This is a genomic window from Westiellopsis prolifica IICB1 (assembly GCF_004323185.1).
Taxonomy (GTDB): Bacteria; Cyanobacteriota; Cyanobacteriia; order Cyanobacteriales; family Nostocaceae; genus Pelatocladus; species Pelatocladus prolificus_A.
In genome coordinates this window covers 2896238-2921091 of the sequence record NZ_NAPS01000001.1, presented here as the reverse complement: position 1 = coordinate 2921091, position 24854 = coordinate 2896238, and the positions used below count along the sequence as shown (strand labels likewise).

General features: G+C 40.3%; 16 protein-coding genes and 1 pseudogene. 13 read left to right on the top strand and 4 right to left on the bottom strand.

Translation table 11 applies throughout. The features are described 5' to 3' along the window. Positions 1-620: 620 nt before the first annotated feature. Positions 621-1676, bottom strand: a complete 1056-nt coding sequence (locus tag B4U84_RS12065) for a class I SAM-dependent methyltransferase (protein WP_017313080.1) — start codon at positions 1674-1676, stop codon at positions 621-623. 350 nt (positions 1677-2026) lie between these two features. Here B4U84_RS12065 and gifA point away from each other — a divergent pair, with 350 nt between their 5' ends. Beyond that, complete coding sequence (gene gifA, locus B4U84_RS12060; RefSeq protein WP_016859834.1) at positions 2027-2227, top strand: glutamine synthetase inactivation factor IF7A; 201 nt, start codon at positions 2027-2029, stop codon at positions 2225-2227. 157 nt (positions 2228-2384) lie between these two features. Here gifA and glnA read toward each other — a convergent pair whose 3' ends face one another. Further along, a complete protein-coding gene (gene glnA / locus B4U84_RS12055; RefSeq protein WP_017313081.1) occupies positions 2385-3800 on the bottom strand; it encodes a type I glutamate--ammonia ligase in 1416 nt (471 codons plus the stop codon). 363 nt (positions 3801-4163) lie between these two features. On the opposite strand from glnA, the gene apcB reads away from it, so the two are divergent. The 4 genes from apcB to B4U84_RS12035 all read left to right on the top strand — a co-directional run bounded on the left by apcB (position 4164) and on the right by B4U84_RS12035 (position 8706). Then, positions 4164-4673 carry an allophycocyanin subunit beta gene (gene apcB / locus B4U84_RS12050; protein ID WP_017313082.1) on the top strand — a complete coding sequence of 170 codons (510 nt, stop codon included), beginning with the start codon at positions 4164-4166 and terminating at the stop codon, positions 4671-4673. 272 nt (positions 4674-4945) lie between these two features. Continuing rightward, positions 4946-5410, top strand: coding sequence for a hypothetical protein (locus B4U84_RS12045; RefSeq protein WP_017313083.1), 465 nt, complete (start codon positions 4946-4948; stop codon positions 5408-5410). 8 nt (positions 5411-5418) lie between these two features. Next, positions 5419-7611, top strand: coding sequence for a Z1 domain-containing protein (locus B4U84_RS12040; protein ID WP_131118090.1), 2193 nt, complete (start codon positions 5419-5421; stop codon positions 7609-7611). Between the two features lie 258 nt (positions 7612-7869). Then, positions 7870-8706 (top strand): TlyA family RNA methyltransferase, encoded by an 837-nt coding sequence (locus tag B4U84_RS12035; protein WP_026082131.1) that lies wholly within the window; start codon positions 7870-7872, stop codon positions 8704-8706. Here B4U84_RS12035 and B4U84_RS12030 read toward each other — a convergent pair. Further along, positions 8703-8927, bottom strand: coding sequence for a Calvin cycle protein CP12 (locus tag B4U84_RS12030; RefSeq protein ID WP_017313086.1), 225 nt, complete (start codon positions 8925-8927; stop codon positions 8703-8705). The two genes, B4U84_RS12035 and B4U84_RS12030, sit on opposite strands and share 4 nt — an antisense overlap. 851 nt (positions 8928-9778) lie before the next feature. Between B4U84_RS12030 and kdpB the strand changes: the two genes are divergently transcribed. The 4 genes and pseudogenes from kdpB to B4U84_RS12005 form a co-directional block, all read left to right on the top strand. Continuing rightward, positions 9779-11887, top strand: coding sequence for a potassium-transporting ATPase subunit KdpB (gene kdpB / locus B4U84_RS12025; RefSeq protein ID WP_017313088.1), 2109 nt, complete (start codon positions 9779-9781; stop codon positions 11885-11887). A gap of 186 nt (positions 11888-12073) precedes the next feature. Further along, positions 12074-12676, top strand: coding sequence for a K(+)-transporting ATPase subunit C (gene kdpC / locus B4U84_RS12015; RefSeq protein WP_131118084.1), 603 nt, complete (start codon positions 12074-12076; stop codon positions 12674-12676). Positions 12677-12766: 90 nt separating this feature from the next. After that, complete coding sequence (locus B4U84_RS12010) at positions 12767-13876, top strand: universal stress protein (protein ID WP_131118910.1); 1110 nt, start codon at positions 12767-12769, stop codon at positions 13874-13876. A 319-nt stretch (positions 13877-14195) separates the two neighbouring features. After that, positions 14196-15693 (top strand): annotated as a pseudogene (locus B4U84_RS12005) (hypothetical protein); the annotation flags it as partial. 343 nt (positions 15694-16036) lie between these two features. On the opposite strand, the gene ligA reads toward B4U84_RS12005, so the two are convergent. Next, positions 16037-18097: an NAD-dependent DNA ligase LigA gene (ligA, locus tag B4U84_RS12000; protein ID WP_131118081.1), complete on the bottom strand. Its 2061-nt coding sequence runs from the start codon at positions 18095-18097 to the stop codon at positions 16037-16039. Between the two features lie 218 nt (positions 18098-18315). Between ligA and B4U84_RS11995 the strand changes: the two genes are divergently transcribed. The 4 genes from B4U84_RS11995 (at position 18316) to B4U84_RS11980 (ending at position 24748) form a co-directional block, all read left to right on the top strand. Beyond that, a complete protein-coding gene (locus B4U84_RS11995; protein WP_131118078.1) occupies positions 18316-19491 on the top strand; it encodes a GNAT family N-acetyltransferase in 1176 nt (391 codons plus the stop codon). Positions 19492-19627: 136 nt separating this feature from the next. Next, complete coding sequence (locus B4U84_RS11990) at positions 19628-20620, top strand: DMT family transporter (RefSeq protein ID WP_131118075.1); 993 nt, start codon at positions 19628-19630, stop codon at positions 20618-20620. Positions 20621-20947: 327 nt separating this feature from the next. Then, complete coding sequence (locus B4U84_RS11985; protein WP_131118073.1) at positions 20948-22630, top strand: alpha/beta hydrolase; 1683 nt, start codon at positions 20948-20950, stop codon at positions 22628-22630. A 390-nt stretch (positions 22631-23020) separates the two neighbouring features. Beyond that, positions 23021-24748, top strand: a complete 1728-nt coding sequence (locus tag B4U84_RS11980; RefSeq protein ID WP_131118070.1) for a diflavin flavoprotein — start codon at positions 23021-23023, stop codon at positions 24746-24748. Positions 24749-24854: the final 106 nt, after the last annotated feature.

The window sequence follows — 24854 nt, the reverse complement described above, 5'->3', positions numbered from 1 at the left end:
AAAAGGGTGTCACTTCGTCTACCAGTGCAGCGTCAGCACATATATTTGCTGATATATCTCGATTATTAGGGAAATGGGCAAAAAAGCAACTCCCTGATATCTTACTCAGGCTTTTTTCTGTGTTGAGCTACTACTTCGCCAGGCAAATTTTGACTCTTTGCGAGGGGTTAGATCTCCGACTTTTTTAAAACGTCGGGGATCTGGCCAAGTTGTCAAAATCAATGTGGTGAACTACTACTGGTATCTTGCATCGGGGAAAAAAATAACTTTGTTGAGGTTGCAAACAACATTACTTTTAGCTAATCAAAACCTGTGCTTGCTCAGAAATATTTCAACAAGTGCTAGTCATCTTGGTTCCGCTACCATCATTTCGCAAAACTATTTTGCTTTGTACCAAAAAATAACACATGGGGGTGTAGGGGGATAGGGGTTTAGGAGTGTAGGGAAAAGAAAACAGCTAGTTCTTCCCCTGACACCTCCACACCCGGAACACCCTTATACCATTTCACGTTAATCGCGATACATATAAATTTTGTACCAGACGCGATATATCGCGTCTCTACGGGTCTGTATTTGTATCAGATTTTTTGTGAAATGGTATTACACCCATCCTAAAGTATTCAAACTGGCTTGTGAGCAATCAAATACTTGCTCATCAAATGCACTTGTATTTCAACATTCTCAAAACCTGCTTTTTCCAAACGCTCTACTAAATCATCAGTCATGTAATGTTTATAGTAGGGTTCATGGTACATTTGGTGAAAGTTTTCCATGAATGGTTCCATTTCTGGAGAATCACTCATTTGCACAGAGTCACAAATAATGAACACTCCTCCGGGTTTTGTGACTCGGTAACATTGTTCAATGACTCGCTGGCGTACTCCCGCAGGTAATTCATGGAAAAGAAACACAGAAGTCACTGCGTGAAAATAATTATCCAGGTAGGGTAACTCTTCAGCGTTAGCCTGCAATAATTGTGGTAAGTCTCCTGGAATTTGGCTCAATAACTCATTTGCTTTTCGCAAATAAGCTGGTGACAAATCCGTACCAAACAGTGATGATTGCGGGAAAGCTGCACGAATCATTTTTAAAGTCCGACCCGTTCCACAAGCTACATCTAAGATGCGTATTTGGCGGTGTGGTAAATCAGCAAAAAATGTTAGCCCTTTCTTAAGAGGTGCAAGAATTCTTCGTCGCATTGGGTCAGCTGTACCACCAAACAGAATTTCGACCTGTAAATCGTAGAGATTGGCTGACCAGTCGCTCAAATACCCATCAGTTTGATGATGAAAGTTCTGTACGTAATAACTCGGATAACCAGAAGTTTCCACATCTGCGGGAAAGTCTTGATACTTCTTCTGTTTAGCCCGCTCCCACGTTTGTAATAAATCTAGGCACACTAGTGGATAGTACTGGAAAAACTCTTGCCAAGGATTATCAAACAGCAAGCTCGTAGGATATACACCCTGCTCTGCATCTTGCCAGTCACTTTCTAGTAAATTATCTAGTTTTTTTTGAAAGTTGAGTAAAACTTCCATAGGGATGGGTTTGGTTTGCTGCTCAAAAGGAGAGATGAAATTCAACAACCGTAGGCTTAATGTTTTATGAGCTAAACCAAAATAGTTTTTACCCTGCTGAAATGTTTGATAAGTCAGCTTCGTTAATGTGTCGGACATGTGAATGGCTTAAGCTTGTCTTGATTTTTATTTATTTAACTTAAATAATTGTAACTCTTAATTCATGATTCTTAAGAATGATCTGTTGATTAAGCAAGTCAAACCAATGAAGGTAACTAAGAAGAAGCAACAAAAATAAAAATTGAGGAGTTTGTAGTGAGCGCTTTAGTGCTGAATTGAGCGCTTAAGCGCTCACTACAAACCCTTCAATGTGACAGAGTACTAGTTCATAAAATATTAATTTTTGTTAAAGTGTATCATTCCGTAACTTCTGATACAGAATTACCCTGCTATCTTATTAATAGAGACAAACAAATAAATCAAATTAAAACTACAGGGAGGACTCTGGTATGTCTACCCAAGACAAAGCTCGTGCTTTAATGATGCGTCATTATCAGCTGATCAAAAATCGGCAACAATCGATGCTAGAACGTGCAGGGGAAGAATTGGGTCTTCCTGGAGAAATATCTCATTACTGGAACCCGACTCAGGGGAAAATAGACCATAATGCTCGTATGAACTATGACCGCAGTAATGCTGCGATGAGTTAAAACTCGTGTCTACGCCCCTACAGTGCTAGAGAAAGCTAAAAAAAGCCACCCAGTTTGGGTGGCTGCATTTATGCTTTTAAATAATACGTCTGGTTTTATGGAGAATCGCTAGTAGTTATTTATAAACCACTAACTACCAACCACTAACCCTTTGAAATTAACAATCGTAGTAAAGAGCAAATTCGTAGGGATGAGGACGTAGACGCATTGGGTTAACTTCGGTATCCAGTTTGTAGGAAATCCAAGTTTCAATGAAGTCTTCGGTGAAGACACCAGGTTCGGTCAAGAAAGCATGATCTTTCTCTAGTGCTTCCAATGCTAATTCTAGAGAACCTGGAGTAGAAGGAACTTTCGCCAGTTCTTCTGGAGAGAGTTCATAAATATTTTTATCCAGAGGTTCACCAGGATCAATTTTGTTTTTGATGCCATCTAAACCAGCACACAGCATAGCAGCAAATGCCAAGTAGGGGTTAGAAGTTGCATCAGGACAACGGAACTCTAAGCGCTTGGCTTTGGGGTTAGTACCAGACAGAGGAATCCGAATCGAAGCAGAACGGTTTCCCTGGGAGTAAGCCAAGTTCACAGGTGCTTCGTAACCAGGTACTAGGCGCTTGTAAGAGTTGGTGGTGGGGTTGGTAATAGCCAATAGTGCTGGCGCGTGCTTAAGAATGCCACCAATATAATGTAGTGCCATTTCACTCAAGCCAGCGTATTTATCGCCAGCAAACAAAGGTTGACCGTCTTTCCAAATGGACTGGTGACAGTGCATACCAGAACCATTGTCGCCAAAGATAGGCTTAGGCATGAAAGTAACGGTTTTACCATATTTCTTAGCAACATTCTTGATGACGTACTTGTAAGTCATCAGCCAATCGGCAGCTTCAATCAATTTACCAAAGCGGAAACCGAGTTCGCACTGACCACCTGTAGCTACTTCGTGGTGCTGCTTTTCAATCGGCACACCACACTCTGCCATTGTCAGTAGCATTTCTGTACGAATATCCTGGAAGGTATCAGTGGGAGGGACTGGGAAATAACCCTCTTTGAAGCGGGGTTTGTAACCCAGGTTAGGCCCTTCTTCTCTACCAGAGTTCCAACGACCTTCAACTGAGTCTACGTAATAATAGCCTGAACTAGCAGTTTGGTCAAAACGGACATCATCAAAGATGAAGAATTCAGCTTCCGGACCAAAGTATACTGTGTCGCCAAGTCCAGAAGAAATTACGTAGTCAACTGCTTTTTGAGCAATGACGCGAGGACAACGATTATAAGGCTCACCGGTCCGGGGTTCTTTAATGCTACAGATAATGCTGAGGGTCGGTTCTTTCATGAATGGATCGATCCAGGCAGTGTTTGGATCAAGTACCATTGCCATGTCTGATTCGTTGATTGCTTTCCAACCCCGAATACTAGAACCATCGAACGGTACGCCGTCTGTGAAGCTACTTTCATCGATTTGGTTATGAAACACTGTCAGGTGCTGCCAAGTTCCTGGCGTATCGATGAATTTCAGATCGATCATCTGAATGTTGTTGTCCCGAATCATATTCAGGACTTCTTGTGGGGTTGTCATGGTTACTCCTTCTCCGCCAATTTAGTACAGTAAACCACTAGTGTAATGCACGCTGACCTTGCTTGATGAACCCAAATCATTAAAGACACCTGGAATATCCTAATGATATAAATTTGAGATATTTTGTATTTTTTGTTACAGAATATCATGTTTATAGGTTATGTTTACTTTTGCCGAACTAACTCTACAAAACTTGACAGTTCATCTGTTGGGGTCAACTTTGGCATAGAATCCTTTAAGTAGCGCATTTATTGTTTTTGTGCTTGAGCTTCTTTTAATATTCATTGGCACAAAAATTAGCCGCTTGCAAAAGCAGTCAAATAAATATCAAACCATAAATAGCAATGATTGGGAGATAAAGGAATGAGGGATGCAGTCACAAGTTTAATTAAGAATTATGACGTTGCTGGGCGGTATTTTGACCGGAATGCGATCGACAGTCTCAAGTCCTATTTTGAAAGCGGGACGGCACGAGTACAAGCCGCAGGAGCTATTAATGCAAATGCAGCAGCAATTGTCAAGCAGGCTGGCTCTCAATTATTTGATGAACAGCCAGAGTTGATTCGTCCCGGCGGCAATGCTTATACTACTCGGCGGTATGCGGCTTGTCTACGGGATATGGATTACTACCTGCGTTATGCTACTTATGCTATTGTAGCTGGCAGTATGGATGTGTTGGATGAGCGCGTGCTGCAAGGTTTGCGGGAAACTTATAATTCTTTGGGTGTTCCCATTGGCCCTACAGTTCGCGGTATCCAGCTTATGAAGGATATTGTCAAGCTGCAATTAGCAGATGCTGGTGTTACTAATACTAGCTTCGTAGATGAGCCGTTTGACTACATGACCAGAGAGTTGAGCGAGAAGGATATTTAGTAATTCAGCATAAGGCAGAAGGCAAGAGACAGGAAATTGTCATGCTTAGACTTAGACAATCTGTGTTTTTTGTCTAGTTTTTTCTGTTTAGTTATTTCTGCTATCTACTAGCTAGTTCCACATATAAAAAGCTGTGTTTATCGCACTTTGCCTTTATTGGCAAGGTGCGTTCACTTTTTTTAATACTAAAAATTGATTACTTTTCACTGGATGACTACTTAAAAAATTTGTAAAATATATTACTTAGATGGATGATTGTTGGCAGTAGTTCCATGAGTATTAATGATCTAGAATTTTTGCACGGCGCGGCTTTTCTTCGACTCCTCAAAGGAACATCTTATATATCTATAAGTTATTTATCTTCTATTCATCCATGCCTTTATCTTGTAAAAAACACAAATCAAGAATCAGCTGTCTTATTTAAAATATCAAGAAAACCCACTTCTTCCTGGTCATTTAGCTTTAGTTCACAAGAAGAAATTGCACTAACAATATTTCATCAAACTTATCCTGATGTCAAAGTATTTATAGTATTGATTTGTCATCGAGATGGTGTTTGTTGTATATCAGAAGAACAACTATGGACAATTCTTAATCCTAGTGAAGGTTTAGCCAAGCAGCGTATTTCTGTAAAAAGAGAACTAAGAGGTAGTTATTATGTTAAAGGTACGGGAAGAGTTCCCTTAGAGCGGACAATACCCCAAAATAATTGGCCGGACGTAATTTTATCAGTATGAAATAATTTATGACAAATACTCCTATTAACATTAATGGTTCCTGTATTGATAGATTAATTTCTAAATTAGAGAAACAAATTGGACTCAAAGAAGCCAATCAACTTAAAGGAACTGCTATTGACATCGTCCAAAACTGTGTCAATGTTTATTCAGAAAATTTTGGCTATGGTGATGTAGGAGAAAACAGTAAAGGTTTAGTGAGTAAACCTTATAAGGGACAAGAACCTATTCCCAATGGTACAACTGGATTGATTTATGGTCGAGTTCAAAGTGGGAAAACTAACACCACTATTGCAACCTTAGCACTGGCTCATGAAAATAATTTTCGTTGTTTTATTATATTAACTTCTGATAATACTTGGTTAGGAAAACAAACAGCTAATCGTTTTAATAATCAAGTGAAAGGAGAAAGTGGTCCTGCTTTTTTTGATTGGGAAGCATGGAAACAAGACCCCATTGATTTTGCAGAAAATAAAGTTACACCCTATATAAAAGATAGAGGCGTTGTATTAATCTCTACAAAAAATGTTCATCATTTGGACAATTTACTAAAGGTTTTAAAAGCAGCTAAAGTCAAATATGTTCCTACCTTAATTTTTGATGATGAAGCTGATAACGCTAGTTTAAATACGAATGAATCTAAACAGGCTAAACAAGGAAAAGATATTATTCCTGATAGCACAATTTTTGAGAAAATAGGTAAAATTCGTCAAGAAGTTGCTAATCATATTTATATTCAAATCACAGCAACTCCCCAAAGTCTATTACTACAAAATCTCTCTCATCCTTGTAAACCACAATTTTGTGCAGCACTACCAGAACCGGGAAATAGTTATATGGGAGGAGAACTGTTCTTTTCAGAAAACAGTAACTATTGTTGTATTGTAGATGCTGAAGAAATTAAGCAATTAAAGAAACAAAAAGGTGCAATTAATCCGGGTAATCCGGGTAATAAATGGGTAATTCCTGAAGGACTAAGGTTTGCGCTGTGTTGCTTTTTTATAGGTTCAACATACAAAATGTTATCTTCGGAACAAGAAGATGCGAAATATTCTTTTCTCGCTCATATTTGTTATAAACAAGATATTCATAGTGTCTTGGATCAAGTTATTAGTCAATTTGTAATTAATTTAGATAAAGCAATTCGAGAAAAAAGTTCAGAAACGGAAAATAAACAAGCCCGAAAATGGCTAGAACAAGCTTACAATGAGTTAAATAAAACTGCGGATAATTTACCTACGCTTCATGAATTAGTAGATGAGTTAAAAATTCAATTAGGGAGCGTAATCACCCCTAAAATAATTAATGCAAAGAATTCAGATAAAGAGCCTAACTATAATCCTGGTATGAATATATTAATCGGAGGAAATAGATTAGGTAGGGGTGTAACGATTGATGGGCTAATGGTAACTTATTATGGACGTGATGCCAAACAAAAAGTAGTGGATACAGTTCATCAACACGCTCGAATGTATGGTTATCGGCCACATTTAAAAGATGTTACTCGTCTCTTTTTACCGGAACATATACTATACACTTTTCGTTCTATCCATGAAGCGGATGAAGCAATGCGTCAAGCGATTGGAGATGATATTGATAATATTCAACTTCAGCCTGTTTGGGTAGGAGGAGCTCTAAAACCAACTCGCTCTAATGTTTTAGACCCCACAGTTATTGGTGTATTAGCACCAGGAAAATTGATTTTTCCTCAATATCCAGCTTATAAGAAAGAAGAAATTAAGGAGAATTTTCACAATATCGAAAATATTTTAATTGATTATCAGGATGACGATCGCTATTATGAGGTGGATATAGAGTTTATAATTCAAGTTATCAGTTACACAAAGAGTTATTATATTCCCGGTGAAGAATGGGAATCTAAACGTATCGTTAAAGGATTAACAGATCTAAAATCAAAGGGTATAACAAAAGGGCGTTTAAATGTTCGTAGAGGTAAAAAGAATAAAAGTAAAGGATTAGATATGCCAAGAAAAGATCCTTTTCAATGGAGATTTGGTTTTGGATCAGGTGAGTGGTCAATAGAAGCAAAAAAGAAATATCCTGATGTTCCAACTTTAATTATTTGCTATCAAAAAGGAGAGAAAAGTAAAGGATGGGATGAGCATCCTATATATCTACCTATGTTGATTTTACCTAAACAAAAATTTGTTTTAATGTTTAATTATGATGAGGATGAATAAGGTTTAAGAATAAAATTTTATAAACGATTTATAAAGTAATTTTTAAATAAAAATAGGTAAGTTAATGTAGTATTATGCATCAAGCTAATGTGGTGCGTTACGGCGTAACATGTAATTTATCGCTAAAAACTATACATCACAAACGCCGTAACGCACCCTACAGAATTTATAAAAGTAGATCCTTCTTGGTGAAAATTAAGGAAAAGTAGCAGTTGTAAATAGGGTTAGAAAAAAGGTAATAAATAAGGATTTAGAATTTTGGTGAAGCAACGATTAGATACTTTGTTAGTAGATTTGGGGTTGTGTGTGTCTCGTCAGCAAGCGCAACGGCTGATTCAAGCTGGGGAAGTGAGTGTTGATGGTAAGCTTGTTGATAAGGCGGGGACAGAGGTTGAGGTTGCAGCTGAGGTTAAAATTAAGGAGCGATCGCGTTTTGTTTCTCGTGGAGGTGAAAAACTCGCAAAGGCGCTACAAGAGTTTGCGATCGCTATAGAAAACCGTATCTGTTTGGATGGTGGTATTTCTACAGGCGGTTTTACTGATTGTCTCCTGCAAGCTGGAGCAAAGTTAGTTTATGGTGTGGATGTTGGTTATGGACAAGTTGACTGGAAGTTACGTAACGACCCACGGGTAATTTTGAAAGAACGCACGAATTTACGCTATCTAACCCCTGATGAATTGTATGGTGTGTCCCCCCTAGCAGAGACGGGGGGGAATTATGCTGATTTAGTGGTGGTAGATGTTTCGTTTATTTCGTTAACGAAAGTTTTACCTGCTTTGTGGCGATTAACTCAACCTCAACGTGAAGCGATTTTGTTGGTGAAACCTCAATTTGAAGTCGGGAAAAGTCGTGTCGGGAAAAAAGGAGTGGTACGTGATTCAAAAGATCATGCTGATGCGATCGCTCAGGTGTTACAAGCAGCTATTGAATTAGGATGGAATTACAAAGGTCTAACTTGGTCGCCTGTGACTGGTCCAGCTGGAAATATTGAGTACCTTTTGTGGTTAAGAATGGATAGTGAGATAGCACCGCCAAATTTAGAAACTATTCAACAAATTACGAAATCTGCTACTACTGATTTTCGAGATAATTAAACGTCATAAATACGACATTCAATTGCTTCTGGATGAATTTCACAATAACGTTCTAAATCTGTTTTGCGTTTTGTGATTTGCTGTTGTTGAGATTGCTCAATTCGTAGTTTTTCAACTGTTGCCCAGGCTAAAATACATTCATTGGAATTACTGCCTTTTTGCTCACAAATCGTCCGAGCTTCATCTAGAGCTTGCAACACGTCTAAAGTTTGTGATGTCATAGTTTACCCTTTTTGGACTGCACAAAATGGACTCAAAGTTTTGTTGATGCTTGAGCCTTTATTTATAGCGTAGATAGAAAAAATAAAAAAGTGCAGGGGTAATAATTTTCACTATATAAAAAGTTATACTAAACCTCGTCCACTTTGAAAGCTGGAGTTTTATATAAGGGCTTATAATTTGCTTCTAGCCTGAGTTATATGCTTTACCCTAATCACAAAAAAACTACGGTTCTCAACGTAGACGTAGTTTATTAATTAAAATTAAGAAACTTTTAACAGATTTATAAATTAATACGTTTCAGTTAAGGTTATTGGTATGGTTTTCTGGTTATGTAGAGACGTTACATTGTAATGTCTCTACAGATTTTTTCGATGGGTAAATTTTAAGCTGTTATGCATTTAAATTGTATATTTTGCGATCAGGTTGTCAAAAGTCAACAGTCCAGAGTCAAAGACTAACTTGGACTTTGGACTGTTGACCCTGGACAGTCCTAACGCAAGAATATTTAATCTAAGCGCACATCAGCTTATGACTATTTGTCATTTGTCATTTATCATTTGTTATTTGTCATTTATCATTTGTCTCCCTGCTCCCTAATCCCCGTTACCCCTTCGCCCCTAATCCCCACTCCCTTGGGGAGTGGGGGTTCGGAGTTTCCCAGAGGGGGACCCACCTTCCTCTCAAGGGTAGGTATTTTGATTATTTCAGCCGATTTAAAAATCCTTAAATGACCAAACCACGTTAAACAGTTGAGAAAATTCTCAACTATTTTCGCTCTGCTAAAAAACCTACCCTTGAAAGGCCTCACCTTCCCCGATCCCCGATCCCCAATCCCCAATCCCCGATATCTATGAATCCAGCTGCTACTACCCCTAAACCTCCCAAACCTGGACGTCCCCGTTCGAGCGATCGCCGTCATAAACGCAAACAGTCACGGATAAATACCTCTAGTATTTATTTGAGAGCGATCAAAGATGCTTTTGTCAAGCTCAATCCTCAACAAGCAGTGAAAAACCCAGTTATGTTTTTAGTCTGGGTTGGGACACTGATCACGCTTGCGGTGACAATTGAACCTGATTTATTTGGACAAGTTACTGAGAAAAACCCGCGATTATTCAACGGGATCATCACGGCAATTTTATTCTTTACCGTTTGGTTTGCTAATTTTGCCGAAGCAATTGCTGAAGGTAGAGGTAAAGCTCAAGCTGATGCTTTGCGTTCAACTAAGTCAGAAACGATCGCCAAAAAACTTTTTCCTGATGGTGCAATTACGGAAGTTTCTTCCACAAGTTTGCAAAAGGGCGATACTGTCTACGTGGTTGCTGGTGACACGATTCCCGCTGACGGTGAAGTAATTATGGGTACTGCGAGTGTAGATGAATCAGCAATTACTGGCGAATCTGCTCCGGTACTAAAAGAAACTGGTTCTGATGTTGCAAGTTCTGTCACTGGTGGGACGCGGATTATCTCTGATGAACTAATTATCAGGATAACTGCTGAACCAGGTAAAGGTTTTATTGACCGAATGATTGCTTTGGTAGAAGGAGCAGAACGCAGCAAAACACCTAATGAAATTGCTCTGACGGTATTACTTGCTGTTCTGAGTTTAGTATTTCTGTTTGTAGTGGCAACTCTGCCGTTTATTGCTCATTATGTGCAAATTCAAGTTAGTGTGGCAATTTTAGTCGCGCTATTGGTAGCATTGATCCCCACAACTATCGGCGGGTTGCTCAGTGCGATCGGGATTGCTGGGATGGATAGGGTTGCTCAATTTAACGTGATTGCTACCTCTGGACGAGCGGTGGAAGCTTGTGGTGATGTTAACACGCTGGTTCTGGATAAAACAGGTACGATTACTTTAGGCAATCGTTTAGCAGAAGGGTTGATTCCTGTCAATGGTCACTCCATGGAACAAATTGCTTACGTGGCTTTGGCAGCTAGTATATTTGATGAAACTCCAGAGGGGAAATCCATATTCAGACTAGCGGAAAAATTAGGGGCAAAAATTGATTTTGATCCGCAAAAAGCCGAAGCGGTAGAATTTTCCGCTAGAACTCGCATGAGTGGCACAAATTTACCGAATGGTCAAGAGGCGCGAAAAGGTGCAGTAAATGCAATTAAAGGATTTGTGCGTACACGCAACGGTCAAGACACACCAGAATTAGATGCTGCTTACGAAATGGTTTCCCAGCAAGGCGGCACACCCCTAGCAGTATGCTTGGATGGGGATATCTACGGCGTAATTTATCTCAAAGATATAGTTAAGCCAGGAATACGCGATCGCTTTGATCAGTTGCGACGCATGGGAGTGCGTACGGTCATGTTAACGGGCGATAACCACATTACTGCTTCTGTGATTGCCAAAGAAGCAGGAGTTGATGATTTTATTGCCGAAGCAACCCCAGAAGACAAAATCTCTGTAATTCAAGGAGAACAGGAAAAAGGCAAAATAGTAGCAATGACCGGAGACGGTACAAACGACGCACCAGCCCTGGCTCAAGCTAACGTCGGAGTAGCAATGAATACAGGTACTCAAGCTGCCAAAGATGCAGCAAACATGGTGGATTTAGATTCCGATCCGACAAAGCTCATCGATATAGTTGGCATTGGTAAGCAATTATTAATCACTAGAGGAGCATTAACAACATTTTCGATCGCCAATGATATTGCTAAGTATTTTGCAATTATTCCAGTATTATTTGCTGCTGCAAACCTACAAAATTTAAATATCATGAAGCTAACCAGCACCAATTCTGCTGTGCTGTCAGCGCTAATTTACAATGCATTAATTATTCCTGTCTTAATTCCTCTAGCACTCAAAGGCGTAAAATTTCGACCTTTAACTTCTAATAAGTTATTACAACGCAATATATTGATTTATGGCTTAGGTGGTGTGATTGCACCTTTTATTGCGATTAAATTAATTGACTTAATCATTACCGCTATAGGATTAGCGTAGGGAGGGGATCGGGGATCGGCGGGGAGAGTGTGGGGAGTGTGGGAAGTGTGGGGAGTAATGTAGAGACGCGATTCATCGCGTCTGGGAGTGTGGGGAGTGTGGGGAGAATAACCAATGCCCAATGCCCAATGCCCAATGACCAATGACCAATAACAAATGACCTATGACAAATTGACTTAAATTATTATGTTTATTATTCGAGAAATTACTAGAGCAATTCGTATAACTATATTACTGTGGTTGGTGACAGCCGTTATTTATCCTGTTGCAGTTTTGGGAGTTGGTCAAGCTTTTTTTAAAGAAAAAGCAGACGGCAGTATTATGCAAAATATCCAAGGAGAAGCTATTGGATCAGCTTTGATTGGTCAACAGTTTCGTTCTGAAAGGTATTTTCAAGGTCGTCCCAGTGCTGTCAGATATAGTCAAGGAAAATTGGGTAGACCGAACGGTATATCAGGTGCAAGCAACCTAGCTCCTAGTAATCCAGACTTGCTTCAGCGTGTGGTTGAGAAGTCTAATGAACTTAATGATGAAAGTATTCAACCCTTCGCTGATATTGTTTACACTTCTGGTTCTGGTTTAGACCCACATATTTCTGTCAGAACAGCACAAGAACAGCTAGAAAGGGTAGCTCGTGCGCGTAATCTTACCAGAGAAGAGATTCTGCCGTTTATTAAACAATATACAGAGGGAAGATTTTTAGGTATTTTCGGCGAACCTGGAGTAAATATCTTGAAATTAAATTACGCCCTCGACCTCCAAGAAATTAACCGTAGGCAAAATCAATAATTGGGCATGGGGCATGGGGCATTGGTTATTCTCCTCACACTTCCTACACTCTTCCCGATCCCCGATCCCCGATCCCCGATCCCCTTCCCCATGTATCCAGCACGTCGTGGTAAACACAAAATCTTTATTGGTATGGCTCCTGGTGTAGGTAAAACTTACCGGATGCTCGAAGAAGGTCATGCGCTTAAAGAAGAAGGAATTGATGTTGTGGTTGGGTTGTTGGAAACCCACGGACGCAAAGAAACAGCACAGATGGCTCAGGGATTGGAAATATTACCCCGCAAACAAATTCCGCGGGGTAATTTGATGTTGACAGAGATGGACACCGACGCAATTTTGGCGCGATCGCCTCAATTAGTCTTAATTGATGAACTCGCTCATACCAATGTCCCCGGTTCAATCCGCGAAAAACGTTACCAAGATGTAGAAATTATTTTGCAAAATGGCATTGATGTTTACTCGACGATGAATATTCAACATCTGGAGAGTCTCAATGATTTAGTAGCAAGAATTACTGGGGTTGTAGTCCGAGAACGAGTCCCTGATAGGGTTTTAGATGATGCTAATGAAGTTGTAGTAGTAGATGTTACACCAGAAACCTTGCAGGAGCGGTTGGTAGAAGGTAAAATCTACGAGTCACAAAAAATTCAACAAGCACTCGATAACTTTTTCCAACGTCGCAACTTAGTTGCTTTAAGGGAATTAGCGTTGCGAGAGATTGCAGACAACGTTGAAGAAGAAGCCAGAGAAATGAGTGCAGGGTTGACAAACGGTGTGAATCCGCAAGGTCAATTCTGTAATATTCAAGAACGGGTATTAGTATGTATTTCAACTTACCCGAATTCGTTGCAACTATTACGTCGGGGTGCGAGAATAGCGAATTATATGAATGCCCCTTTCTTTGCTTTATTTGTCGCTGCTCCTGACCGCTTTCTCACTAAAGAAGAAAGTTTGCACATAGATATGTGTGAAAAGCTGTGTAAGGAATTTGAAGGTAATTTTATTCGCGTTTCTAGTAATGATATTGCGGAAGCGATCGCACAAGTAGCCGAGCAATATCATATTACTCAAATAGTCATTGGTGCTAGTCAGCGATCGCGTTGGCAAATTCTCCTCAAAGGTTCTCTCACCCATAAACTACTGCGATTACTAAAAAATACCGATTTGCATATTATCGCTACGGATAAAAAAAATAATTAACGGTTTGTAGTAAGCACTTTAGTGCTTAAAAAACGGGTATTTAGAGACACGTAGCAAGATCCCGTAGGGTAATTTCGCGTCTGGTACAAAAGATTTTGGGCTGATCACTCAATAGACATCTAGTGATAATTAACTATGTGTTATACCATTTCACAAAAAATCTGATACAAATACAGACCCTGTAGAGACGCGATATATCGCGTTTGGTACTGCGATTTCAATCGCAGGCGATTTTTGAAGATTTGGGATGCTCCCCAAAATACGAATGAAAGTATTATTTATCTTTCTATTCTTAAGAAAATTTACGACATGCGTCATAAGTGCGACAAATCCCCAAGCAGTACCACTGTTAAGTGTAAATATTCCCATTGGTTTGCGGTTTCGGGACAACCCTGGAAGTATAGCCAGTCAATCGACATTCCGCGATACAAACAACAACTTGCTTGGACTTCAGGTGCAACCAGGAAACTCGTTAGCGCTAGTAGGTGGCAATATTACTGTATCAGATGGGGGTAGATTAACAGCATCAGGAGGCAGCATTGAATTAGGAGGATTAGCAACCGCAGGGACAGTAGGGTTAGATATAAGCAATATCTCTGCTTCCGGTGAGGATAAGCAAGGGTTGCTAAGTGGAATTTTTAGCGAAGTCAACGAAAACGCACAGGGAGATGCTGGTGGTAAATGCTGGTAGAGTTATCATTAATGCCACTGGTAACATCTCTGCTTCGGGTCAGAGTCAGAATTATTACAGTGGTATTTTTAGCGTCGTTGAATTGTCAGGTGTGGGCGATGCTGGTGGTATCGAAATTAATACCAACAATCTCTCTCTGGTTAATAGTGGACGAATTAGTGCCAGCATCCTTGGAAAAGGAAATGCTGGCAGTGTGAACATTAATGCGACTGGTGATATCTCTGCTTCCGGCGAGGTTAAAAATGGAGCCATAAGTGGTATTTTTAGCGCTGTTGCACCATCAGGTGTGGGCAATGCTGGTGGGATTAAAATTAATGCGCGATCGCTTTCCCTTTCTAATGGTGGTAGATTGTCTACAGATAGTGTAGAAATTGCCCCAGCAGGTAACATCGAAGTCACAACAGTAAAAGACATCCGGCTAGACAATCGAGCATCAATTACTGCCACTACTACAGGCGGTCAAGGTAATATTACCCTTAACTCCCGTGACTTAATTTTACGTCGCAATAGCATCATCACCACTCAAGCCGCTGATACAGCCACAGGTGGAAACATCAGGATTGTGACTGGTAACTTTGTTGCTTTAGAAAACAGTAACATTAGTGCAAATGCTGAAAAAGGGTTTGGAGGCAATATATTTATCAAAGCGGCTTATCGGTTCAGTAGCCCAGACAGTAATATCACCGCTACTTCTGACCTTGGCACAGACTTTAGTGGCACCGCACAAATTAATAATACAGATGTTGACCCCAGTCAAGGATTAATGCAATTACCAGAGAATCCAACCGATCCAAGTAATCAAATTGCTCAAAATCCTTGTCAAAAAGGTACTGGTAGTTCATTTACTGTCACCGGACGGGGTGGTGTACCTTCTAGTCCCAATGATAGTTTTACTAGTGACAATGTGCGTATTGATTTAGCTCAACCAGCTAGCAATAGTAGTAGTTCGCAAGCTGTGACAAGCAACCAGCCAAAAGCCTCTGCTACGACTAAAGAGATTGTCCCTGCTCGCGGATGGATTTTCAATGAGAAAGGAGAAGTTGTTCTGACTGCCTACGATGTTAATAGCATAGAGTTTCAGCGTCAGTATCTGCGCCAAAATTCTGCCGGTTGCAGGGCATTTTAACTCATAGGACTAGCCCTTTCAAGGTGGAGCAAAATTCTCGACAATCAACTCCTCTGTAAGTTCTTATCTCTGTGTTCTCTGTGCCTCTGCGGTTAAATAAATAACTTTTAAACCGCAGAGAACGCAGCGAAAAGTTTGAGCGGAGGTTTCCTCCGATCAAAGCTTTTCAAGAGAGAGAGCGCAGAGAGGAAAAAAGAGATTTTATGAGTCACCTTGAAAGGACTAGTCCTAACTCTTCTGCATCTAGCCCGACGATTTACAATCGTCTGGTACAAGATGTATTGATGGTCAAATTCTACAAATACTACTCTAACTAAAGTAAAGCGCAAAGGCGGAAGCTGGGTTACAAAAGTTCCAATAACTGCGCTTCGCTCAACTGTGTAATTCCCAGTGCTTCTGCTTTTGCTAATTTAGAACCTGCGTCTTCTCCTACAACTACATAGTCTGTTTTTTTACTAACTGACTCAGTAACTTTTCCACCTGCTTTTTGAATTAACGCCTTGGCTTCATCGCGTTTCAAAGTGGGAAGAGTACCAGTAATCACGAAAGTTTTACCTGCTAATTTTTGATTGTCACCATCACCTGTAACTGTGGTGTCTGCTGTAGTGGTAAATTGTAACCCTGCTGCTTGCAAGCGTTGAATTAATGTTTGATTGGCGCTGATATGAAACCATTGGTAGATACTATCGGCGATTTCTGCACCAATACCATAAATACCTTCGATATCAGAAACTCGTGCTGTTTGTATCTGTTCAACACTCTGGAATTTCTCGGTTAATAATTGGGCTGTGACATTACCAACATGACGAATGCCTAAACCATATAATACTCTTGACCAAGGTTGGTTTTTCGATTGAGCGATCGCATCTATGATTTTATCTGCCGATTTTTTTCCCATTCTTTCTAACGCATGTAACTTCTCACTTGTCAAGTTATATAAGTCGGCAACGGAATGTACTAATCCTTTATCAACGAGTTGATGTACCAGCTTTTCGCCGATACCGCGAATATCCAAAGCATCACGGCTTACCCAATGTTCAATTGCTCCTTTGAGAATTGCAGCACAGGAAGTATTGACGCAGCGAATTACGGCTTCTCCCTTTTCCCGCACCACCGGTTGACCGCATACTGGACAATGGCTAGGCATGACAAAGGGTTCTGTGTCTGGGGGACGGAGTTCTTTGAGGACACGCAGAACTTCGGGAATGATTTCTCCAGCTTTGCGGACAATTACAGTATCACCGATGCGGATATCTAATTGAGCGATGCGATCGGCATTGTGGAGAGTAGCACGAGATACAGTTGTTCCTGCTAATTGTACAGGACGCATTTCTGCTAGGGGAGTGAGTGCGCCTGTACGTCCGACGTTGACGGCAATATTTTCTACACGGGTGGGTGCTTCTTCGGCAGCATACTTGAGTGCGATCGCCCACCGAGGAAACTTTTGTGTAAACCCTAGCTGTTCTTGCAATTTAAAAGAATTGATCTTTACCACTACCCCATCTGTCATGTAGGGTAAATTCAGCCGTTCCGTATCCCAGTGTTGGTAATATTCTGCTACTTCTGCCAAAGAAGCACATAATTTTTGATTAGGGTTAACGCGAAAACCCATTTTTTGCAGTAACGCCAAAGCTTCCCACTGACTACTAGCAATACTCGCGTCGTCCATACCAGGAATATGCAGCGTATAGGCAAAAAAATCTAATCTTCTTTGCGCCACAATGCGAGAATCTAACTGTCTGAGTGTACCAGCGGCGGCGTTCCGAGGATTAGCAAATGACGACTCGCCGGCTTTTTGCCTTTCTTCGTTAATTTGTTTAAATACATCCAAGGGTAAGAAAGTTTCGCCCCGCACTTCCACCCGTTCTGGTAGAGACGTTACATGTAACGTCTCTACATGTAACGTCTCTACATTTAACCGTAAGGGAATTGAACGAATTGTCCGCACATTTTGGGTGATGTCTTCACCCATGACTCCATCACCTCTAGTTGCACCTCTGGTGAGAACACCATTTTCATAAGTTAAAGCCAAAGCATTACCATCTATCTTTAATTCACAAACGTACTCTGCTACTGTTTGTGGAGGTACTTGTCGTCGCCAGCGCTGATCCCAAGCCTGTAACTCATCGACATTAAACGCATTTTCTAAACTGTAAAGTGGAATGTTGTGGCGAACCGAAGTAAACTGCGTAGCAGGTTTTTCACCCACACGTTGAGTCGGACTATCCGGTGTCACCAATTCTGGATACTGGGTTTCCAAGTCTTGCAGTTCTCGATACAACTGGTCATAAACTGCATCCTCCATCATAGGAGAATCAAGGACGTAGTAAGCATAACTAGCCTGTTGTAATAGCTGTCGCAATTCCTGGACTCTTTGTTTTACTTCCGCTTTTATTGGTTCCACCAAACGTATCTCCTTTCTCACCCAAACTATAAACTTCTTGCAGAAGTCGCCAAAGGGTTAAAGGATTGATTTTTCTCTTTACCCTTTATCTTTTTTACCTTTTAAATCCAAAATCCAAAATCCAAAATCCAAAATCCAAAATTGCTATAGGATGATGCGCTCATACTAACCTCTTTTGTAGTATGCTTGTAGTTTGTTGATGCTAGGCGGTAGTTAGTATGACATCTGTATATGAATACAGCAAGCTTGCCAATGCAGAAGATGTGAAAAGATTAGGGGAAATCCTTGGTCAGTGTTTTATTGGCACGCTAGAAGATCAAGAAAGTTACATTAATATTATTGGTGTAGACAATTTCCGTATCCTCCATCAAAAAGAACAAATTGCTGGTGGACTGGCAATCCTTCCGATGGGACAATGGTGGGGTAGTCAGCGTGTACCGATGGGGGGAATTGCTGCTGTTGGTATTGCTCCAGAATATCGTGGAACGGGAGCAGCCATCACGATGATCCAACAGACTCTCAAAGAACTCCATACAAGGAGTGTACCTATTTCTGTTCTTTATCCTGCCACTCAACGCCTCTATCGCAAAGCAGGATATGAACAAGCAGGAAGCTTTTGTACTTGGGAAATTGCTTGTGAGACTATCCCAACCACAAAACAACCACTTCCAGTTATACGGGTTGAATTTGAGATGAAAGTCTTGGATGAACTGTATCAGCAAAAAGCCAGATTAATTAATGGACATCTAGACCGATATCAAGCAATTTGGGATAGGTTAGGCGAACCAGATGAAAACGAAGCAGTCTACACTTATTTAATAGGTTCAATCAATCAACCTGAGGGTTACATAATTTTCAGCCAACACCGGACAGAAGAAGGTTCGATTTTGAGAATTAAAGATTGGGTATTGCTGACAACTGCGGCTATACAATCTTTCTGGAATTTTATAGCCAGCCATCGATCGCAAATAGACAAACTACGATGGCGCAGTTCTATTATTGATGATCTAGGATTAGGGCTACCAGAGCAAACAGCCAAGATCAAATCAACAATGCGCTGGATGCTGCGGGTAATCGATGTTGTGAAAGCGCTAGAGATGCGAGGTTATCCACCGGGAATAGAAGCTGAACTGCATCTGGAAATTCAAGATGATTTGTTTGCTGAAAATAACGGTAAATTTATTCTTGCTGTCTCTAATGGGCGTGGGGAAGTAACGAGTGGCGGTAAAGGCGAGTTACAGTTAGAGATTAAAGGACTAGCACCCCTCTACACAGGCTTATTTACACCCCAGCAGTTACAACTAGCCGGAAAATTGACTGCAACAGAATCAGCACTTCTAGCAGCTACACAAATATTTACAAGCCCATTTCCTTGGATACCAGATTTCTTTTGAAGTTTGTCATTTGTCATTTGTCATTTGTCAGTGGATAGGGAACACGGAGATAAACTAAGTACAGACGCGATAAATCGCGTCTGTACCAATAACCAATAACTATTGTAAAGACGCGATAAATCGCGTCTAATAACCCATGACTAAAATTCATCAAATATCTGGTCGCTGGCGTTTAGGGCTAACATTGTCGCTAGTGACTGTTTTTTTGTGGGGAATTCTACCGATCACTTTATCAGTAGCATTACAAAAATTAGATGTATATACAATCACTTGGTTTCGTTTTTTGATCGCGTTTGTTTTGCTAGCAATTTATTTAGGTGTACAAGGGAATTTACCTACACTTACACGACTACGTTCTACTTCTTGGAAACTGTTAGCCATTGCAACTATTTTCTTAGCTAGTAATTACATTTTTTTCCTACAAGGTTTGATGTTAACTTCACCTTCCAACGCCCAAGTACTCATCCAATTAGCCCCTTTGCTCATGGGTTTGGGAGGTTTAGTGATTTTCCGAGAACAATATACACTGGCGCAATGGCTTGCTTTAGGAACTCTCAGTTTAGGTTTTATTTTGTTTTTTCACGAACAACTTTTGCAATCATTTATAGGTATTTCCCAATACACTAATTCCTCTCAGCTATATCTAGAATTTAACGGCTATAAGATTATTCTTCATTCTTATCAAAAATATTTAATTGGCACTAGTTTTATTCTATTAGCAGCAGCTACTTGGGCAGTTTATGCCTTAGCCCAAAAACAATTATTAAAATACTTATCTTCTGCCAATATCATGTTGATTATTTATGGAGGATGTAGTTTATTTTTTTTGATATTTGCCAAACCAAAAACAATTTTGCTACTTGACGGTTTGAATTTTGGAATATTATTTTTTTGCGCTTTAAACACTCTCATTGCCTATGGTGCTTTTTCGGAAGCTTTGGAACACTGGGAAGCTTCAAGAGTCAGTGCTGTCTTGGCTTGTACGCCGATTGTCACTTTATTGTCAGTCAGATTTGTATCGGGAATTGCGCCTAATTTAATCGCTTCTGAACAATTAACTTTGGTAGGCATATTAGGAGCAGTTTTAGTAGTCACTAGTTCAGTAGCGATCGCCTCGAATAAACGCTAGTTAAATTTTATTTATTAAGTACTTTTACTGTTGCGTAAATCAAGTTATTAGCATTCTAATAATAATGATTTGGATAACGCAAGCAGATGTTTTTGTTCTTTGATATGATCACATGGCTAGGGTCAGTTAACTGCTTCGATTGACGACTAGGTAAGTAACTAAACTTGCCCATTAGACTTGACAAAATTTCAATTTTGAATTTCAAAATTCCACGAACTGCAAAAATCTAATATCTTCAGAGGCGCATCACAAAAACTAAAATCAGGGTGTAGAAATGAATACCACACTACGCGCCTTATCAACAACATTATTGTGTATCATCGAACGATGAATAGCTTGTTTGGTGAGTGGGTCAGCACCCTAAAAAAATATTGGCTGTTGCTGGTTCTCTCGACAGTGCTACAAACATTTGGCCTGAGTTATTCAGCCTCAAGCGCAGAACGGATTTATGGTTCTTATTCGGCTATAGAACGTTCTGTGTCTGTGAGAGCTTTAGAAAACTTCGCCACCAATGGCGTAGCAGACGAAGAACTAGCAGCTTACACGCAATTTTTGAAACCGGAACAGCTTCAGGAATTGCGTCAAACATTGGTTAGTCCGATTAAAATTCATCCCGTAGCAGTGTCACAGTTTCTTTATACACCGCAGGGAGAATTTTTGCTCAAACGGTTGGGAGAAGTCATCAGAACCGAATCTCGCCAACCAGAACCAGGATTTCATGCTTTGCGTGCAGCGTTGATTTTAGCTGCAAATGAACCAGAGGGTTTAACGCTATTAAATTTGGTACGGAAGTATCCCAACCCCAGTATTCACGTTGACTTAGCGGGTACCCTTGGTATGGCAGCAGAATTGGAAAAAATGGTGAATGACAGCAAGCGCGCTGTAGAAGCAGTTTCTCAAAAATCAGCAATAGAAGCTGCTAGTATTGCGCCACCATTTAATCTCTCCGGATTACCAGATATACGGCGTCAGGGAAAATTTGTAGTGCAATCAAAGCCAAAGCCGTTTAATAAAATAGGTGGTGCAAGAGGGCGAGAAAGACTTTTGTTAAGCGATGTTTATCTTCCCAAGACTCGCACCAAAGTTCCCGTAATCGTCATTTCTCATGGATTAGGGACAGACAGCAGCAACTTTCAATATTTAGCAGAGTATCTAGCCTCCCACGGTTTTGCTGTCATCGTTCCCAATCATCCAGGTAGTGACACTCAACAATTGCGATCGCTACTTAATGGCAGTACCAAAGATTTAGTACAAGCAGACGAATTTTACAACCGTCCCCTAGATATAAAATATATACTAGACCGCCTAGAGAATGATCCTGAATTTAAGAATCGACTTAACTTACAACAAGTCGGTGTCATTGGACAATCCTTTGGTGGTTATACAGCTTTGGCTTTAGCTGGCGCCAAGATTAACTTTGAACAACTAAACAAAGATTGCAATCCCAAAAGACTCCAGCAAACTTGGAATATATCTTTGATATTCCAGTGTCGCGCTTTAGAATTAAATGGCAAGAAATATGGTATTAACTATAACTTGCGGGATGAGCGAGTCAAAGCTGCGATCGCCATTAATCCAATTAGTAGCAGCATATTTGGTGAAGCAGGCTTCAGTGAAATTAAAATTCCGGTCATGATAGTTGCTGGGAGTAATGATACAGTTGCACCAGCTTTATATGAACAAATACGACCCTTCTCCTGGATTACCAATTCTCAAAAGTATCTAGTTGTGCTTACTGGTGGTACACATTTTTCTGCTATTGGCGAGAGTAGTAATCCTTCTAAACAAATACCATTACCATCAAACTTAGTAGGAGAAAATCTCAGACAAGCACGTCGTTATCTCAGTATTTTGAGTGTACCTTTCTTGCAAACTTATGTGGGTGGCATGTCAAAATACTCTCCCTATCTAAATGCTGCCTATGCTAAATCTATTTCTGATCAGAACATGAGTTTGAGTCTAATTGAGTCTTTGACTCCTAATGAATTGGCAAGAGCTACAGCAAAGTAATTTGAGGTTCGTAGTGAGGACTTTAGTCCTTTTTGAGCGAAGACAGCGCTCACTACGAACCCTTTAAAGTTTGTGTGACAGAGTACTAGTAGTTCACCAAATTGATTTTGATAGGTGAGCTAGATCCCCGACTTTTCAAAAAAGTCGGGGATCTAACCCCTCGCAACCTGTCAAAATTTGCGTGGCGAAGTACTAGTGGTTTATCGCAAAATTTTATAGCTTGTGATTCGCACAAACCTTATGATAAGCATAAATTAATTAATAGACTTTAACAATTTAAAATAACTAATCACAAACTTTAAAAATTGACATTTTACAAATCTAGTGCGTCCAGATAAATATTAATAAGTAAGCATAATTACACCACAAAAGTGTTGGAGGCAGCAGCGTATGGTTGCACTAACTGATCGCGAGAATATAAAATCGCCTGGTCGCTTGACCACACAAACGATTGAGATTGGATCGCAAACAACCGCGATTCGTTCTCTTGACTGGGATCGCGATCGCTTTGATATTGAGTTTGGATTGCAGAATGGCACAACTTATAATTCGTTTCTGATTCAAGGTGAAAAAAATGCATTAATTGATACTTCCCACCGTAAGTTCCAGGAATTATATCTAGAAGCGATCAAAGGCTTAATCGACCTCTCAACCTTGGATTACTTGATTATTAGCCATACTGAACCAGACCACAGTGGCTTAGTAAAAGAGGTATTACAGTTAGCTCCTCAAGTCACAGTAGTTGGGGCAAAAGTTGCCATCCAATTTTTGGAAAACATGGTACATCAACCATTCCAATCTCTAATCGTCAAGAATGGCGATCGCTTGGATTTAGGCAATGGACATCAGTTAGAATTTGTCTCGGCTCCCAATCTTCATTGGCCGGATACCATTTTTACCTACGATAGTAAAACTCGCATCCTTTATACTTGTGATGCTTTTGGGATGCACTATTGTGATGACTATACTTTTGACGAAGATCGAGAACTTATAGAAAAAGACTTTAGATATTACTATGATTGCCTGATGGGGCCAAATGCTCGTTCTGTGTTGTCTGCAATCAAGCGGATGGAAAAATTAGATGTGGGGATGATTGCCACAGGACACGGTCCTTTATTGCAACATTATGTGTCAGACTGGGTAAATTCCTATCAAAAATGGAGCCAGGAACAAGCAAAAGCAGATACCTTTGTGGCTCTGTTTTACTGTGAAGATTACGGATATAGTGACCAATTAGCAAGGGCGATCGCTCACGGGATTACCAGAAATGGTGTTGCAGTTGAACTGGTAGATTTAAGTACTGCTGAACCCCAGGAAGTCCGAGAATTGGTGAGTCAAGCCAGTGGTATAGTTATTGGAATGCCATCTCAATCTGATCAAAATGCCCATGCAGCTTTAAGTACTATTCTCGCAGCTGCTCACAATAAACAAGCAGTAGGATTATTTGAAACTGGTGCTGGGGAAGATGAACCAATTTATCCTTTGCGGAATAAATTTACTGAAATTGGACTTACCGAAGCCTTTCCACCGATTTTGATTAAAGAACCGCCCCTTCAGGTAACTGAACAAATGTGTGATGAAGCGGGTACTGATATTGGACAATGGTTAACACGCGATCGCACGATTAAACAAATTAAAACTTTAGATAATGATTTAGAAAGGGCATTAGGAAGACTTAGTAGTGGACTCTATATTATTACTGCCCAAAAAGGCGATGTTAATAGTGCCATGTTAGCTTCTTGGGTGATGCAAGCAAGCATGAATCCTTTAGGAGTCGCTATTGCAGTTGCTAAAGATCGCGCCATAGAATCTTTATTACATATAGGCGATCGCTTTATTCTGAATGTATTAGAGGAAGACAACTATCAAAGCTTAATGAAACACTTCCTCAAGCGTTTTTCTCCTGGTGCAGACCGGTTTGCAGATATCAAAACTTACGCCGCTAGCAATGGCTGTCCCATTTTGGCAGACGCTTTAGCATACATGGAATGCGAAGTTACAACCCGCATGGAGTGCAGCGATCACTGGATTATTTACAGCAGTGTCCACACTGGTAGAGTTGCCAAACTAGACGCCCTCACAGCTGTTCATCATCGTAAGGTGGGAAATCATTATTAACAGGGGTATGGGGAGTAATGTAGAGACGCGATTCATCGCGTCTGGGTGTGGGGAGAAAAATTACTTCCTTGTCCCCCTTGTCTCCCGTGTCCCCCTTGTCCCCCTT